Here is a 16065-nt window from a genome sequence, read left to right on the forward strand (position 1 = left end):
AGAGGCGCGTATTTTCGCCGATTACTGTGTGCCGGGGCAAATCGGTATGTGGGGATTGGTGAAAACTGCCCCTGTGGATTCCCGAAACGACCTGATTTCAAAGAATGATAAATCTATATCAAAATTTTTTGATATGGCTATTGATTGACCACCGGAACCGACCTACACTTCGCAACCATGACATCCATGAATGCACACGCGACTGACCTGTCCTCGGTGGACGCCCTGGCTCCGATCTTCAAGGCGAGCGGCGACCCCCTGCGCCTGGAGATCCTGCGTGTGCTGCGCCGGGATACCTTCGGCGTACTGGAACTGAGCCAGTTGTTCGAGATGCGCCAGTCCGGCATGAGCCACCACCTGAAGGTGATGCACAAGGCCGGCCTGCTGGAACCGCAGCGTGAAGGCAACGCCATTTTTTACCGTCGCCCCCTGCACCTGGACAGCGACAAACTGACGGACCAGACCATCCGCCAGATCTTTGAAACGGTGGACAAGGTGCCCCTGCCAGGCCATCTGCAGGAGAAGATCGAGGCCATCCGGACCCAGCGGGCGGACCAGTCGCAGGTGTTCTTTGCCCGGCACGCGGAACAGTTCCGGGAGCAGCAGGAGCTGATTGCTGCCTTCGACCTGTACGCCGAACCGGTAGCGGAGCTGCTGCGCAAGCGGGCGTCCAAACAGTCGTGGCAGACGAGCCTGGAAATCGGTCCGGGCGAAGGAGCCTTCCTGAAGGTCCTGTCTGAGCTATCCGGTCATGTGGTCGCGCTGGATAACAGCCGGGACATGCTCGCCAAAGCCACCCGGACCTGCATCGAAGAACGGCTGAACAACGTGGACATGATTGAGGGCGTGACGGACACCCTGCTCGCCCGGGGCGATGCGTTCGACCTTGTGGTCGCCAACATGGTGTTGCACCACGTGCCCAGCCCGGCGGACATCTTCCTGGACGCGGCGGCCCTGATGAACAACGGGGGCTGCTTCGTGATCAGTGAACTGTGCAGCCACGATCAGGACTGGGCCAAGGAAAACTGCGGCGATCTCTGGCTTGGCTTCGAGCCGGAGGAGCTGACGGCCTGGGCGGCAGAGGCCGGCCTGAGTGCCGGGGAACAACTGTTTATCGGCCTGCGCAACGGTTTCCAGGTGCAGGTCCGGGAATTCTGGAAGACAACGGCCCAGCCCTGAAACGGGACTGCCGAACAGGAATATCAAAAAACATTGATATAGGTGTACGTAGTTCTACGTACACCCGCACACACTAACCAAGCTGGCGCCGGCACCTGTCATTTTTGACACCCACCGGCACGAATTTGAATCGCTCAACGAGGAGCAACGCTATGGCTGACTACAACATCTTCACTTCCGAGTCGGTTTCCGAGGGCCACCCGGACAAACTCGCGGACCAGATTTCTGACGCGGTTCTGGACGCCATCCTGACCGACGACCCCCACGCCCGGGTTGCCTGCGAAACCATGGTAAAGACCGGTGTTGCCATTGTCGGTGGTGAGATCACCACCAGCGCGTGGGTGGACCTGGAAGATCTGGTGCGTGGTGTGATCAAGGACATCGGCTACACCTCCTCCGAAGTCGGCTATGACGGCGACACCTGCGGCGTGATCAACATCATCGGCAAACAGTCTGTCGACATCGCCCAGGGCGTGGATCGCCAGAAGCCGGAAGATCAGGGCGCAGGCGACCAGGGCCTGATGTTCGGCTACGCCAGCAACGAAACCGACGTACTCATGCCGGCGCCGATCACCTTTGCCCACCGGCTGGTCGAGCGCCAGGCCGAAGCCCGCAAGAGCGGCCTGCTGCCCTGGCTGCGTCCGGATGCCAAGAGCCAGGTCACCTGCCGCTATGAGAACGGCAAGGTCTCCGGCATCGATGCCGTGGTTCTGTCCACCCAGCACGACGAAGACGTGACCCAGGCCGATCTGAAGGAAGCCGTGATGGAGCTGATCGTCAAGAACGTGCTGCCCGCTGAACTGCTGCACAAGGACACCCAGTTCCACATCAACCCGACCGGCAAGTTCGTGATCGGTGGCCCGGTAGGCGACTGCGGCCTGACCGGCCGGAAGATCATCGTGGACACCTACGGCGGCATGGCGCGGCATGGCGGTGGCGCCTTCTCTGGCAAGGACCCGTCCAAGGTTGACCGTTCCGCCGCCTACGCTGGCCGGTACGTTGCCAAGAACATCGTGGCTGCCGGACTGGCCGACAAGTGCGAGATCCAGGTGTCCTACGCCATCGGTGTCGCACAGCCCACGTCCATCTCCCTGAACACGTTTGGCACGGGCAAGATCAGCGACGACAAGATCATCCAGCTGGTACGTGAGCACTTCGACCTGCGCCCGTACGCCATCACCAACATGCTCGACCTGCTGCACCCGATGTACCGGGCCACAGCAGCCTACGGCCACTTTGGCCGCGAGCCATTCGAGATGACCGTTGGCGGCAAGTCCTTTACTGCATTCCCGTGGGAGAAGACCGACCGCGCGGCCGCACTGAAAGACGCCGCTGGTATCTAATTCGGTTTCGGGCGTATGACAAAAGGCATGCGCCCAAGCCCAAATGACTGACAGGAGAACATCCATGAGCACTCCGGCAGAAAAGCTGAACCAATTTGACGACTACAAAGTCCGCGATATTTCCCTTGCCGGCTGGGGCCGCAAGGAAATCAACATCGCCGAGGGCGAGATGCCTGCCCTGATGGCCCTGCGCAATAAGTACAAGGCCGAGCAGCCGCTGAAAGGCGCCAACATCATGGGCTGCATCCACATGACCATCCAGACCGCCGTGCTGATCGAAACGCTGATCGAACTGGGTGCGTCCGTGCGCTGGTCTTCCTGCAACATCTTCTCCACCCAGGACCAGGCGGCTGCCGCAATCGCCGCCCAGGGCATTCCGGTGTTTGCCTGGAAGGGCGAGACCGACGAGGAATACGACTGGTGCCTCGAGCGCACCGTTGGTGCCGACGTGGACGGCTGGGAGCCGAACATGATCCTGGACGACGGTGGCGATCTGACCGCGCTGCTCCACGAAAAATACCCGGAGATCCTGGCGAACTGCCACGGTGTCACCGAAGAGACCACCACCGGTGTGCACCGCCTGCAGGAAATGCTGCGCGACGGCACCCTGAAGGTGCCTGCCATCAACGTGAATGACGCCGTCACCAAGTCCAAGAACGACAACAAGTACGGTTGCCGTCACAGCCTGAACGACGCCATCAAGCGCGCCACCGACCACCTGCTCGCCGGCAAGAAGGCACTGGTGATTGGCTACGGCGACGTGGGCAAGGGATCCGCTGCATCCCTGCGCCAGGAAGGCATGATCGTAAAAGTCACGGAGGCCGATCCGATCTGCGCCATGCAGGCGTGCATGGACGGCTTCGAAGTGGTGTCTCCATACCTTGAGGGCGTGAACACTGGCACCGAAGCCGGCGTTGACCGTGCTCTGCTCCAGAATACCGATCTGCTGGTCACCACCACCGGCAACATGAACGTGTGCGATGCGCACATGCTCAAGGCACTCAAGAGCGGCGCCGTGGTCTGCAACATCGGCCACTTCGACAACGAAATCGACACCGCCTATATGCGCAAGCACTGGGAATGGGACGAGGTCAAACCACAGGTGCACGTGGTGTATCGCGACAAGGCCGCCAACGACCACCTGATCCTGCTGTCCGAAGGACGCCTGGTAAACCTGGGCAATGCGACCGGTCACCCTTCACGGATCATGGACGGCTCCTTTGCCAACCAGGTTCTGGCCCAGATGTACCTGTTCGAGCGCAAGTTCGCTGACCTGCCGGAAGATGCCCGCGAGAAGGGCGTTTATGTTCAGGTTCTGCCGAAGCACCTGGACGAGGAAGTGGCCCGCGCCATGGTCGAGGGTTTTGGCGGCGTGATCACCAAGATGACGCCGGAGCAGGCCAAATACATCGGTGTACCGGTAGAAGGCCCGTACAAGCCGGAAAGCTACAAGTACTGATCGGACCGACCCCATGCAAAGTCAGAAACAGTTCAAGCGCCGTTTCAGCTTCGAGTTTTTCCCGCCCAAGACCGACCAGGGCAAGGAAAAGCTGCAGACTGTGCGCAGTCAGCTGGCCGAGGTGAACCCGGATTTCTTCTCGGTCACCTTCGGGGCCGGCGGCTCCACCCGGGACCGCACCATTGAAACCGTGCTCAACCTGCACAAGCAGGGCATCTCCACCGCGCCTCACCTGTCCTGCGTGGGTGGCACCCGCCAGGAAATCGGTGAGTTGCTGGATGTGTACCGGGAAAACGGGATCAACCGGATCGTTGCCCTGCGCGGCGACATGCCCTCGGGCATGGGCGCGGCCGGCGAGCTGCGCTACGCCAACGAGCTGGTGGAATTCATCCGGGAGCACAGCGGCGACACCTTCAACCTGGAAGTGGCGGCCTACCCGGAGTTCCACCCTCAGGCCCGCAACGCCGAAGAGGACCTGCAGAACTTCGCCCGCAAGGTGAAGGCCGGCGCCAACAGCGCCATCACCCAGTACTTCTTCAATGCGGACAGCTACTTCTACTTCATCGACCGGCTGGAAAAGATGGACGTCACCATTCCGGTGGTGCCGGGCATCATGCCCATCGTCAACTTTTCCAACCTGGTTCGATTCTCCGACATGTGCGGCGCCGAGATTCCGCGCTGGATTCGCAAACAGCTGGAAGCCTACGGCGATGACACCGACAGCATCCGCAAGTTCGGCGAAGAAGTGGTCACCAACATGTGTGAGAAGCTGCTCAGCGCCGGCGCGCCCGGGCTGCACTTCTACACGCTGAACCAGGCGCAACCCAGCCTCAGGATCTGGGAAAACCTTGGCATCAGCGAGCGGGAGAAGATCTCCTTCTGATCGCGCCTGGCCAGGCGGCCCGGTACCGCCCGGGCGTTCTGGCAGCCACAAAAAAGGCGCTGTCCGACACGCACGTGCGTGTTCGGCAGCGCCTTTTTTTTGCCATCCTGCCAGAAGCGATCCCGACTACCGGCTGATGGATTGGTTATTGATCATCTCACTGAGATTGGTGACCTGCACCGACATACCTTTCTGGCTGGGCGGATATTCCTTGAACGTCTCAACGAACCTGCCAATGCCTTTCCCGGCCTGTCCCAGAATCCAGCTCCGGTTCTCGGCCCACTCGTCATAGCCCCGGGCTTCAATGAAACGCTCGAACGGGTCCAGCTTCAGGTTGATCACGATCGGCGTGGACAGGGGCGTCTGTTCTGCCCGGAACCACTCTTCCTGATCGATGAACAGGAGCTTCCAGTCACCATAGCGCATGCCATGGAAGACCGTCTCGGTGAAGTAGAAGAACTCCTTGCGCTTGCTTTTGCCGTTGTTCAGAAGCAGGTCGCTCTGGTCGTAACCGTCCAGGTGGACCTTGAAGTCCTTCCCACCGATCTCCATGCCATCAAGCAGGTCTTCCTTGATGTCATCGTCGCCGACCCAGGCCATCAGTGTGGGCACCCAGTCTTCCATGGTCATGAACTCCCCGGTGTGGGTTGCGGCCGGAATCCTGTCTTTCCACTTCACCAGCATCGGCACGCGGAAACCGCCTTCCCAGCCACCCACGCCCTTCTCGCCGTGGAAGGGATGGTTGCCACCATCGGGCCAGGAATTGGAGGGGGCCCCGTTATCGGTTGAGAACATCACGATGGTGTTATCGTCCACCTCAAGCTCCTGGAGAAGCTCAAGCAGCTCGCCAACGTCGTCATCCAGCTCCATCATGCCGTCCGCGTAGAGCCCGTAACCGCTCTTGCCCTCATACTCCTCGTTGAGGTTGGTGCGGTAATGCATGCGGGTGGTGTTGTGCCAGACGAAGAACGGCTTGTCGTCATCGACTGCCTTTTTGATGAAGCGCTTGGATTCCTCCAGCACGTCCTGGTCAAGATTCCGTTGCACCTCCCGGCCCCACGGGCCAAGGTCCCTGATCTCCTGCGTGCCATCCGGCAATGCCTTGGAGTGGATGATACCCCGTTGCTTGAGCCCATACTTCTCCAGCACCTTTTCGTCCTTGGGGTAGTCGTACTGCTCTGGGTACTCCCCGGCATTGAGGTGGTAGAGGATGCCGTAGAATTCATCGAAGCCATGGGCGGTAGGAAGATGCTCATCGCGATCGCCCAGGTGGTTCTTGCCAAACTGTCCGGTGGCGTAGCCATGGTCCTTGAGCATCTGCGCGAGGGTCGGATCACTGTCCTGGATCCCCTCCTTGGCCCCCGGGAGCCCGACCGTCGTCAAGCCGGTACGGATTGGGTACTGCCCGGTGATAAAGGCGGCCCGCCCCGCCGTACAGGAGGCCTGGGCATAATGATCCATGAAGATCATTCCTTCAGTGGCAAGGCTGTCGATATTGGGAGTGGAGCCCCCCATCATCCCACGGTGATAGGCGCTGATATTCCACATTCCAACGTCGTCGCCCCAGATTATGAGGATATTGGGCTTATCCGCTGCGGTGGCGGACGTCAGTGAAAGGAACATCAATGCGCACGCCACCAGGGCGATCCGAAACATCTCCATTGCATCAGTCTCCATCAAATCCAGTTTTACAGGAGCGACTCGGACAAAAACCCTGGAACGATCCGCGGCCAACTCCCGCTCGCTGCTTAGTTTAGACCACCCTGCATGGACCGCTAGCCGTCGCGTTTTACAGACATGATCCTCCGCGCATTTGGGCCCTGGCCTGCAAATTGCTGATCATTCAGCTAAACTCCCTGCGATGCAGTTCCATTAACGCTCCCCGGCTTTCACAGTCACCAGCCGTGATTGTCGGCCTGCCTTACCGGGCAGACGGGGCATCATAAAAAAGCGAAAGGAGAAAGCATGAGTACAAAATGGCTGAAAACCATTGGCGCCAGCCTGGCACTCACCGTCGCCGCAGGAACCGTCAGCGCAGAGACCCTGCGCGTCGTGACTGACCCGAGTTTCGTTCCGTTTGAAATGATGGATCAGGAAACCGGAGAGATGATCGGTTTCGACATGGAGATCATCCGCGAAGTGGGCAAGCGGGCCGGCTTTGAAATCGACCTCAACACCATGGATTTCAACGGCATCATCCCCGCCCTGCAAACCGGTAACGTGGACATCGCCATCGCCGGCATCACCATCACCGAAGAGCGTGAGCAGATTGTCGATTTCTCCGATCCGTATTACGACTCCGGTCTGCGCATTCTGGTTCGCGAGGGTGAGGACAGCGTGAAGACGCTGGAAGACCTCGAAGGCAAGAAGATCGGCACCAAGATCGGGTCCACCAGTTACGATTACCTGATGAAGACCCTCGATCAGGACGACGGCGTTACCCCGTATCCGGGCAGTTCCGACATGTACATGGCGCTGATGTCACGGGCCATTGATGCGGTCTTCTACGACGCTCCGAACGTTGGTTACTTCGCCCGCACCAAGGGTGAAGGCAAGGTCATGACCGTTGGCAAGCTGTATGAAGGCCAGCAGTACGGCATTGCACTCAAGGAAGGCAGTGAGTGGGTTGACGATGTCAACGACGCCCTGGCTGCCATGAAGGAAGACGGCACCTACAAGACCATTTACGAGAAATGGTTTGGCCCGATGCCGGAAGGCATGTAAGGGCAGCCGGACCCACCGGGTCTGATTCCCTGCGCCGGGGTGGCAACACCCCGGCGACTCCTGATTGCAAAACCCTTCGGAGATTCTCACTGTGGAATTCCAGTTTCAGTTCGATTGGCAAGCGGCCATCGACTCTATCCCTTTTCTGCTCAAGGGGATTCCCTACACCCTGCTGATCTCGTTTGGCGGCCTGCTCATCGGCTTTGCCCTGGGCATTTTCTTTGGCCTGCTGAGCATCAACAAGAAATGGTTCCTGCGTTGGCCGGCAACCGCCTACATTGAAATATTTCGCGGCACGCCCATCCTGGTTCAGGTCCTGTTCATCTTCTACGGCCTGCCCGATCTGATCGGCGGCCCTATCGAGCCGCTGACCGCAGGCATTGCGGCGATTGCACTTAATTCCGGCGCCTACATCTCGGAAGTGGTTCGCGGTGGCGTTCAGTCCATCGACAAGGGCCAGACCGAGGCCGGACTCTCCCTGGGCCTGTCCCGGAGCCAGACCTTCTGGTCCATCGTCTGGCCGCAGGCCTTCCGCCGCATGATCCCACCACTGGGCAACCAGGCCATCGTCAGCATCAAGGACACCTCGCTGTTCTCGGTCATCGGTGTCGGCGAACTGGTCCGCCAGGGCCAGATCTACATTGCCAATACCTTCACGGCGTTCGAGGTGTATTTTGTGGTCGCGATCATGTATCTCGCCATCACCCTGTCCTTGTCCCTGATCCTCCGCTTCGTTGAGCGGCGTGGACTGGCCTCTGTCTGAAGGAAAGCTGATCATGACTGATATCGTAGAAATGAAGGGCATGAACAAGCACTTCGGCAAGCTGCATGTCCTGAAAGACATTGACCTGACCGTCGCCAAGGGCGAGGTGGTGGTCATCATCGGCGCCAGCGGCTCCGGCAAGTCGACCCTGATCCGCTGCGTCAACGGGCTGGAAGAGTTTGAATCCGGCCATCTCAAGGTTGACGGACACCCGCTGGCCCCGAAAAGCGGCAACCCGAAATCCCTGGCGGAAATCCGCAAGGAAGTGGGCATGGTGTTCCAGCAATTCAACCTGTTCCCGCACCTGACGGTGAAGAAGAACATCATGCTGGCGCCCAAAAAGGTCAAGGACACCTCGGACACCGTCGCCAACGCCACCGCCGAACGGCTGCTGAACCGGGTCGGCATCGGCAATCAGGCCGACAAGTACCCCAGCCAGCTATCCGGCGGCCAGCAGCAGCGCGTGGCCATCGCCCGGGCGCTGGCCATGGAACCGCGCCTGATGCTGTTCGATGAGCCAACATCGGCGCTTGATCCGGAAATGATCGGTGAAGTGCTGGACGTCATGCGTGAACTGGCCAAGGAAGGAATGACCATGATGGTGGTGACCCACGAAATGGGCTTTGCCCGAGAGGTGGCCGACCGGGTGATATACATCCACGAAGGCCAGATTGTGGAACAAGGCAAGCCGGACGAGGTGTTCGACAACCCTCAGAATGAGCGTACCCAGGCGTTCCTGTCCCGGGTTCTCGCCCACTGACCACACTCTCAGAGTAACTGGCGGGTGGTTTGATACTCACGTTCAATTTTGGCGTGGGAATCATCCGCCAGGAACCGGGCAATTTTCTTCCCCAGTAACGGCACATCGCACCGCACCTTCAGGTTGACGTGATTCGTGCAGGACTGACTGTCACCCTGCAGCTTCATCATGCCCTGGATCTTCGCCGGCACGCCTTCGATGCGCACCCGGAACTCGCAGTGCCACTCGTCCTCGCTCTTGCGAAACCAGTGCTCCTCCTGACGGACTTCGTTCCATTCCTTGTGGAAACTGGCGAGAACGCCAGGCACATCGGTCGAGCTCGTGACCTGACGTTCAATCACCAACTTGGCCGATGCGTCGTCCCGCACCAGCTCCGAAACGCGAACATTACGGGATCCCATTCGGGCATTCTTTTCCAGAATCCGGTCCCTGTTGAAAAAAGTACCGAGGACCTGTTCGAGCCCGGCCTCGTAGGGGTGTTTCAGTTCAAGCTCCATAATGACCTCCAGTGATGACTCTTTCGATTGTCCGATGCGGGAAGGCGTAACGGCATTGGCCGGCAGGTCAGAGGCGTCTGGCAAGGTGGCCAGCTCACGCCGTTAACTGTAATATCCGCTCAGGTTAACAGCCGATATTTTGAAACTGACAGCCAGACCGGAGATTCACCATGCGCAATGCCGACCTCGTGGCCCGCGGCCTCAAGTCCGTGTGGCACCCCTGCACCCAGATGAAAGACCACGAAACGCTGCCCCTGGTCCCCATCAAACGGGGCGAGGGCGTCTGGCTGGAAGATTTCGAGAGCAACCGGTACATCGATGCCGTCAGCTCCTGGTGGGTCAACCTGTTCGGCCATGCCAACCCGCGAATCAACGCGGCCATACAGGAACAGATCAGCCAACTGGAACACGTCATCCTGGCGGGATTCACCCATGAGCCGGTGGTGAATCTGTCCGAGCGCCTGATTGAAGTCACTCCGGAAGGCCTGAACAAGTGCTTCTACGCCGACAACGGCTCCTCGGCGATTGAAGCCGCACTCAAGATGAGCTTCCACTACTGGAAGAACCACGGGCGGCCCGGCAAAAAGAACTTCGTGAACCTCAGCAACAGTTATCACGGGGAAACCCTCGGGGCGTTGGCCCTGGGCGACGTGGCGCTGTACAAGGACACCTACCAGCCCCTGCTGATGGAAGTCCTGACGGCGCCCTCCCCCGACGCGTTCAACAAAGAGGCGGGCGAGACCGACGAGGCCTTCGCACTGCGCCAGTTCGAAGCCATGGAAAAGCTGCTCGCCGAGAAGCACGACGAAATCTGCGCCGTGGTGGTTGAACCGCTGATCCAGTGTGCCGGCGGCATGCGCATGCACCACCCGATCTACCACACCAAACTGCGCGAAGCCTGCGATCGCTACGGCGTACACCTGATTGCCGACGAGATAGCCGTCGGCTTTGGCCGCACCGGCACCCTGTTCGCGTGTGAACAGTCCGGCATCACCCCGGACTTCATGTGCCTGTCCAAGGGCCTGACCGCAGGCTACCTGCCGCTGTCCGTGGTCCTGACCACCGACAACGTCTACAACGCGTTCTACGACGACTACGAGACCCTGAAAGCCTTCCTGCATTCCCACAGCTACACGGGCAACCCCATCGGCTGTGCCGTGGCACTGGCGACGCTGGACATCTTCCGGGACGACAACGTCATTGAGAACAATCGGCAGCTCTCCGCCTGCATGGCGGATTCCGTGGCACACCTGGCCGATCACCCCAATGTCGGCGACATCCGACAGCACGGCATGACCCTGGCGGTGGAGATGGTCAAGGACAAGGCCTCCAAAACGCCCTTCCCCTGGCAGGAACGCCGCGGCATTCGGGTGTACCAGCACTCGTTGACGCGTCAGGCCTTGCTTCGCCCCCTGGGTAATGTGGTTTACTTCATGCCGCCTTACGTCATCACCGAAGACCAGATCCGTCATCTGGCACAGGTCGCGACCGAGGGCATCGAGATTGCCGTTCGGGACTGACCAGGGTACACAGGCATGCGCATCCCCAGAATCTATACCGACTCGCCGCTGAACAGCGGCGCCACTGCCGAGCTGGACGACAACGCCGCCCAGCACGTCGGGCGGGTGCTGCGCATGCAGCCGGGACAGGAACTGAGCCTGTTCAACGGCGACGGCCAGGACTACCCCGCCACTATCACCGCCGCCGGCAAGAAGCATGTGGAAGTGCTGGTGGGACAGCCGGAGCCCAACACCACCGAATCACCACTGGAAATTGTCCTTGGCCAGACCCTGTCCAAGGGGGATCGCATGGACTATGCCGTTCAGAAAGCGGTGGAGATGGGCGTCACCCGCATTGTGCCTCTCACCACCGAGCGGTGCGATGTGAAGCTCAAAGGGGACCGGGAAGACAAACGCCTGCGACACTGGCAGTCGGTGGCCGTCAGTGCCGCCGAACAGTGCGGCCGGGCCAGGGTTCCTGACATCCTGCCCGTGATGACCGTGCCGCAATGGCTGGAACACAGCCGTGACTGCGACATCCGGCTGGTGCTCCATCACCGCACGGAACAGTCCCTCACCACCATGGCAAAGCCCGGCCGCATCGCCCTGATGATTGGTCCGGAGGGCGGCCTGACCGCAGACGAAATTGCCCTGGCCGAGAATGACGGCTTCCTGCCCGTGGCACTCGGACCTCGCGTGCTCAGGACCGAAACCGCTCCGGTAGCGGCCATGGCCCTGTGCCAGTGGCTGTGGGGAGATCTGGGCGAATCGGCCTAGCGGCCGTAACGCCGTCTCAGACTGGCACCCAAGTCATTGACAGTACACACCTCTACCAACATGATCCCTGACTGCATGACTAATGAGAGCAGCTGCCTGAGCCTGGGCAACGCTGTGGGAAAGCCTCTCCAAAACTGTGCGGAGCCAGGGATGGCGTAGCTCAAGCGCCACATGGGCGCGCGTGAGCGGGTTTTGGAGAGGCTTTCCCATAGGGTTGCATGCTCCACAGCAACAACAACGGATACTGGCGAGTCGCGGATGACAAACGTTTTCACCACACCTGAATTCTGGCAGTACCTCAGCATTCCCGTCATTGCTGCCCTGATTGGCTGGACCACCAACTGGCTCGCCATCAAGATGACCTTCTACCCACTGGAATTCGTCGGGAAGCCACCCCTGTTGGGCTGGCAGGGCATCATCCCGTCCAAGGCCCGGAAAATGGCCGCGATCAGCGTGGACGCCACCATTTCCAAGATCGGCACCGTGCGGGAGATCTTCCAGCAGATCGACCCCAAGGTTCTCGCCACCCACATCGTTCATTCCGTTGACCCCCGCATCGAAGAGTATGTGGATGAAATGATGCTGAGGGAATACCCGACCTTCTGGGAGAACCTGCCCTCCTCCGCCCGCAACATGGTCTATGACCGTGTTCGAAAATCCACCCCGCAACTGGTGGACAACCTGGTCGAGGATGTCTCCACGAACATTGAGGACCTGCTCGACATCAAGGGCATGGTGATCGAGCGGCTGGCCAGCGACAAACAACTGCTCAACCGCATTTTCCTCGAATGTGGCCAGGTTGAGTTCCGTTTTATCGTCAATTCCGGGCTGTATTTCGGCTTCCTGTTCGGCCTGATCCAGATGGCTGTCTGGTACTACTACCAGAGCTGGTGGGTCTTGCCGTTCTTCGGCCTGCTGGTGGGCTGGGCCACCAACTGGATCGCCCTGAACGTCATCTTCCGCCCACTGCACGCCAAGAAGGTCGGGCCGTTCCGTATCCAGGGGCTGTTCCTGAAACGCCAGCCCGCGGTTGCCGAATCCTTCTGCCACATCGTTACCCACGAAATCCTTACCGTGGGCAACATCATCAACGCGATTCTCGACGGCCCGAAAGGGGAGCGGGCCCGCAACATGGTGAAAAAGCACATCAAACCCCTGGTGGACGAAACCGCCGGCATGGGTAAGGCACTCACCCAGATGGCCTTCGGCCCCACCGGGTTTGCCACCCTGAAGCAACAGGTAGGCGAAAAAGCGATCGAAATTTCACAGACCTCCTTCAACAATCCGGTCTTTGAAAAGGATCGGGCCCGGGCCGTCGAATCCATCATGGTGGAACGAATGATCGCCCTATCGTCCGAGGAGTTTCAGGATCTGCTCCGGCCCTGCTTCCAGGAAGACGAGATCAAACTGATTCTGGTTGGCGCCTTCCTGGGCATGGCCGCAGGTATCTGCCAGTTGGTGTTCGTGTTTGGCCAGACCGTGATGTAGCCCATAGCCTTAATCAATCAGTTGTTTTCTGTGCAACCCATGGACCGCGAACTATACTGCCCGGACAAGGATGCGTACTTTTTGACGACTGATCGACCCGGAGGCAATGGATGCCAGGTTTTCTGTCCTGGATTTCAGGTTTTTTCTCGACTTCGCAACCGACGTCGTTGGCACCAGAGCCACGACTGTTGAATCCGGCCCAGGACCAATCTACCGACGACGACCCGGAAACCGGCCCCCTGCTGGCCCGCCAACTGGAAGATCACCTGTTCTGCTGGTTACTGGATGTTGCGCCGTCCGAACTGGACGGCGACCTGTCGTATGCCGCCGATGCCATTGCCGAACTTCAGCAGCGCCTGGGTGACGGCCAGTTGGAGGAGCTGCCACGTCAGCCCCTGAGCCTGCCCATGCTGATGCGGGCACTGTCCGACGAATCCACCGACCGCCAACGCCTGACCGACATCATACTTGGCGACCCGTCCCTGACCGACCAGCTTCTGCAGATGGCCAACAGCCCCTATTTCCGGCCCGGGGACCACGCCATTGATTCGGTCGACCAGGCCGTCTTCCTGCTCGGGCTGGATGGCATTCGAAACGTGGTTTCCGCCGCCGTGATGCGACCCATGATGGCCGCCCGCAATAGCCGGGAAGCGCTTTTCGCCCAGCGGGTCTGGCGCTGGGGCCTGACCTGTGCCCGCGCCTCCGAACTCACGGCACGGGCACAGAGCGCCGATTCGAGTGCACATTTCATGGCAGGACTCCTGCCGGCGCTGGCCTACATCACTATTCGCAGGGAGTTGCACCGGATCTGCCGGGCGCGCCTGATCCGCGATCCGGACCCGGCGCTGATCCGATATTCACTGGTCCGCCATCAGTGGGCAACCAGCCAACTGCTGGCCAATGAGTGGCATCTACCGCCCCAGTTCAATGCGCTGCTGCTTGGCGCAGAGCGGCCGGCACCGCGGCAGGCACAGACACCGCTGAACGATGGCATGATCCTGGGAACCCGGGAGGTGCTTCGGCACGCCAATCAGCGCAACCTTGCCGAGGAGCATCTTCCCAAGGTACTCAAGCTCGCACCGGAGCAGATCGGTCCGGTGCGGCAATCACTGAACACCATGCTGCAGGAGGGAGGGCGCTCAACCTCCCGGGTGTGAGACAGCCTCCCGCTCGGCTTCCTCGATGGTCTCTTCCACGGATTTGCCGGATTTGATCAGTTCCAGAAACGACATTGAAAGCCGCTCCTCCGTCCCGTGCAGAAGATCAAACGGCAGGTACACAGGCAATCGATCCACTACCCGGTCTTCATCGCGGCGCACCACCTTCAGGACGTCAGCAATGGTGATGCCGTCGAGGCTTCGGCCCGGGACCAGTTGATCCCCCTGCCGGCCCGCCAAGGACAGCAGCCCGGCGCGAATGAGTTTGTCGCTCACCCCGCGGGTCACCTCACCCGGCACACGCAACTGATGCTCAAGCAGTTCCTGTTGAGGCGCCCTCTCACCGTCACTGAAGGGTTTGGCCACCATCCACATCAACGCCAGGGCCACTTTCTCCTGAAGCTCCGGCGCCAGTTGGACCTCCCGCCGCTTGGCGACTGCTCCCGGGTTCTGCAGGTAGAAGGCGAGGCTGGCACCAAGCAGCAGGATCATCCAGTTCAGGTACGTCCAGATCAGCAGAATGATCCCGATGGCAAAGCTTGAGTAAATAGCCGCGTATTTGGCGGAGCCGGCCACAAACGAGGCAAACAGCATCCCGCCCGCCTGCCAGGAAACGCCCGCCACCAAACCGCCAATAAAGGCATAGCGCAGTTTCACGCGGGTGTTGGGCATGAAGATGTAAACAAAGGTGAAAGCGCCCACCACCAGAAAGAAGGGGGTGAATCGGCTAACCGCCAGAATGAGTGAGCCAAACGGCTCTATCTCCATCAGAAACTGGACGTAGGTCGAGGAGAAGATGGTGGCACTGACGCCAATGGCCGACACCATCAGCAAGGGGCCCACCATGATCACACTGAGGTAGTTGCTGAAGCGTTGGGCCATGGAGCGCATGTCTGGCACCCGCCAGATCATGTTGAAGGAGCGTTCGATCTTCTGGAGCAGGGAGATAACCGTGTACACCAGCAGTGCCAGGCCAACCGAGCCAAGCACCCCGACTTTCATGTTGTCGACAAAGCCCAGTATTTTCTCCGCCAGTTCGATGCCTTCGGGGCCCATCGGCTCGAAGAATGTAAACAGGAAGGGTTCAATGCGCTGGTGTACGCCCAGCGCCTTCAGCACCGAGAAACTCAGGGCGAGCAGGGGCACAATGCTGAGCAGCGTGGTGTAGACCAGGCTCATGGCGTGCAGGGTGAGTTGTCCGCTCACAACGTCGCGGACCAGGGCATACGCCGAGCGAGCCGCCTTGTAGAGCCAGGTCCAGGGCCAGCTTTGTGGCGGATTGGGGTTCGCCAGGATCCAGTCCTCCGCGGACTGGAGTCGTTCTTTGAATTGGAAGGAAGCCACTCAACACCCTGCTTTAAGAAAGTTTTGTACAAGTTATCAGGTAGATACCTGACACAACAGAGTATGGCCAATTCCGGCTCTTTTGCGAGCTCTAAACATCAAAACTATAACCATATCGATTTTAATCACTTCAATTTATAAAAAATCTCCTGTAGAAAGACCGTCGTACATGTGACGGTATTTTATGAACAG

The 16065-nt window shown here is 59.6% G+C and carries 14 protein-coding genes; 11 read left to right on the forward strand and 3 right to left on the reverse strand.

Annotation, left to right across the window (positions count from 1 at the left end; genetic code table 11):
* Positions 1–177: 177 nt before the first annotated feature.
* The 4 genes from KXD86_RS07205 (at position 178) to metF (ending at position 4864) form a co-directional block, all read left to right on the forward strand.
* Positions 178–1179: an ArsR/SmtB family transcription factor gene (locus KXD86_RS07205; RefSeq protein WP_218635365.1), complete on the forward strand. Its 1002-nt coding sequence runs from the start codon at positions 178–180 to the stop codon at positions 1177–1179.
* Between the two features lie 152 nt (positions 1180–1331).
* A complete protein-coding gene (gene metK, locus KXD86_RS07210) occupies positions 1332–2522 on the forward strand; it encodes a methionine adenosyltransferase (protein WP_218635366.1) in 1191 nt (396 codons plus the stop codon).
* A gap of 64 nt (positions 2523–2586) precedes the next feature.
* Positions 2587–3981, forward strand: coding sequence for an adenosylhomocysteinase (gene ahcY, locus KXD86_RS07215; RefSeq protein WP_218635367.1), 1395 nt, complete (start codon positions 2587–2589; stop codon positions 3979–3981).
* 13 nt (positions 3982–3994) lie between these two features.
* A complete protein-coding gene (gene metF, locus KXD86_RS07220; RefSeq protein WP_218635368.1) occupies positions 3995–4864 on the forward strand; it encodes a methylenetetrahydrofolate reductase [NAD(P)H] in 870 nt (289 codons plus the stop codon).
* Positions 4865–4990: 126 nt separating this feature from the next.
* Here the strand turns inward: metF and KXD86_RS07225 are convergent, their stop codons facing one another.
* Positions 4991–6526, reverse strand: coding sequence for an arylsulfatase (locus KXD86_RS07225; protein WP_228739341.1), 1536 nt, complete (start codon positions 6524–6526; stop codon positions 4991–4993).
* 303 nt (positions 6527–6829) lie between these two features.
* On the opposite strand from KXD86_RS07225, the gene KXD86_RS07230 reads away from it, so the two are divergent.
* From KXD86_RS07230 to KXD86_RS07240, 3 genes are all read left to right on the forward strand, one after another.
* Entirely contained in the window at positions 6830–7588 is a 759-nt protein-coding gene (locus tag KXD86_RS07230; protein ID WP_218635369.1) for a transporter substrate-binding domain-containing protein, read from the forward strand.
* Between the two features lie 91 nt (positions 7589–7679).
* Positions 7680–8351 (forward strand): amino acid ABC transporter permease, encoded by a 672-nt coding sequence (locus KXD86_RS07235; protein ID WP_218635370.1) that lies wholly within the window; start codon positions 7680–7682, stop codon positions 8349–8351.
* 13 nt (positions 8352–8364) lie between these two features.
* Positions 8365–9111 (forward strand): amino acid ABC transporter ATP-binding protein, encoded by a 747-nt coding sequence (locus tag KXD86_RS07240; protein ID WP_228739343.1) that lies wholly within the window; start codon positions 8365–8367, stop codon positions 9109–9111.
* Between the two features lie 8 nt (positions 9112–9119).
* Here KXD86_RS07240 and KXD86_RS07245 read toward each other — a convergent pair whose 3' ends face one another.
* Positions 9120–9608, reverse strand: a complete 489-nt coding sequence (locus KXD86_RS07245) for a DUF2505 domain-containing protein (RefSeq protein WP_218635371.1) — start codon at positions 9606–9608, stop codon at positions 9120–9122.
* A 170-nt stretch (positions 9609–9778) separates the two neighbouring features.
* Between KXD86_RS07245 and KXD86_RS07250 the strand changes: the two genes are divergently transcribed.
* The 4 genes from KXD86_RS07250 (at position 9779) to KXD86_RS07265 (ending at position 14529) form a co-directional block, all read left to right on the forward strand.
* Positions 9779–11128 carry an adenosylmethionine--8-amino-7-oxononanoate transaminase gene (locus tag KXD86_RS07250; RefSeq protein ID WP_218635372.1) on the forward strand — a complete coding sequence of 450 codons (1350 nt, stop codon included), beginning with the start codon at positions 9779–9781 and terminating at the stop codon, positions 11126–11128.
* A gap of 15 nt (positions 11129–11143) precedes the next feature.
* On the forward strand, positions 11144–11884 hold the full coding sequence (locus KXD86_RS07255) for a 16S rRNA (uracil(1498)-N(3))-methyltransferase (protein ID WP_218635373.1): 741 nt from the start codon (positions 11144–11146) through the stop codon (positions 11882–11884).
* Positions 11885–12142: 258 nt separating this feature from the next.
* Positions 12143–13372, forward strand: a complete 1230-nt coding sequence (locus tag KXD86_RS07260; protein WP_218635374.1) for a DUF445 domain-containing protein — start codon at positions 12143–12145, stop codon at positions 13370–13372.
* Between the two features lie 110 nt (positions 13373–13482).
* Complete coding sequence (locus KXD86_RS07265; protein ID WP_218635375.1) at positions 13483–14529, forward strand: HDOD domain-containing protein; 1047 nt, start codon at positions 13483–13485, stop codon at positions 14527–14529.
* Here KXD86_RS07265 and KXD86_RS07270 read toward each other — a convergent pair.
* A complete protein-coding gene (locus KXD86_RS07270; RefSeq protein WP_218635376.1) occupies positions 14512–15873 on the reverse strand; it encodes a YihY/virulence factor BrkB family protein in 1362 nt (453 codons plus the stop codon). The two genes, KXD86_RS07265 and KXD86_RS07270, sit on opposite strands and share 18 nt — an antisense overlap.
* Positions 15874–16065 lie beyond the last annotated feature (192 nt).

This window comes from Marinobacter arenosus (assembly GCF_019264345.1).
In the GTDB taxonomy this organism is placed as follows: Bacteria; Pseudomonadota; Gammaproteobacteria; order Pseudomonadales; family Oleiphilaceae; genus Marinobacter; species Marinobacter arenosus.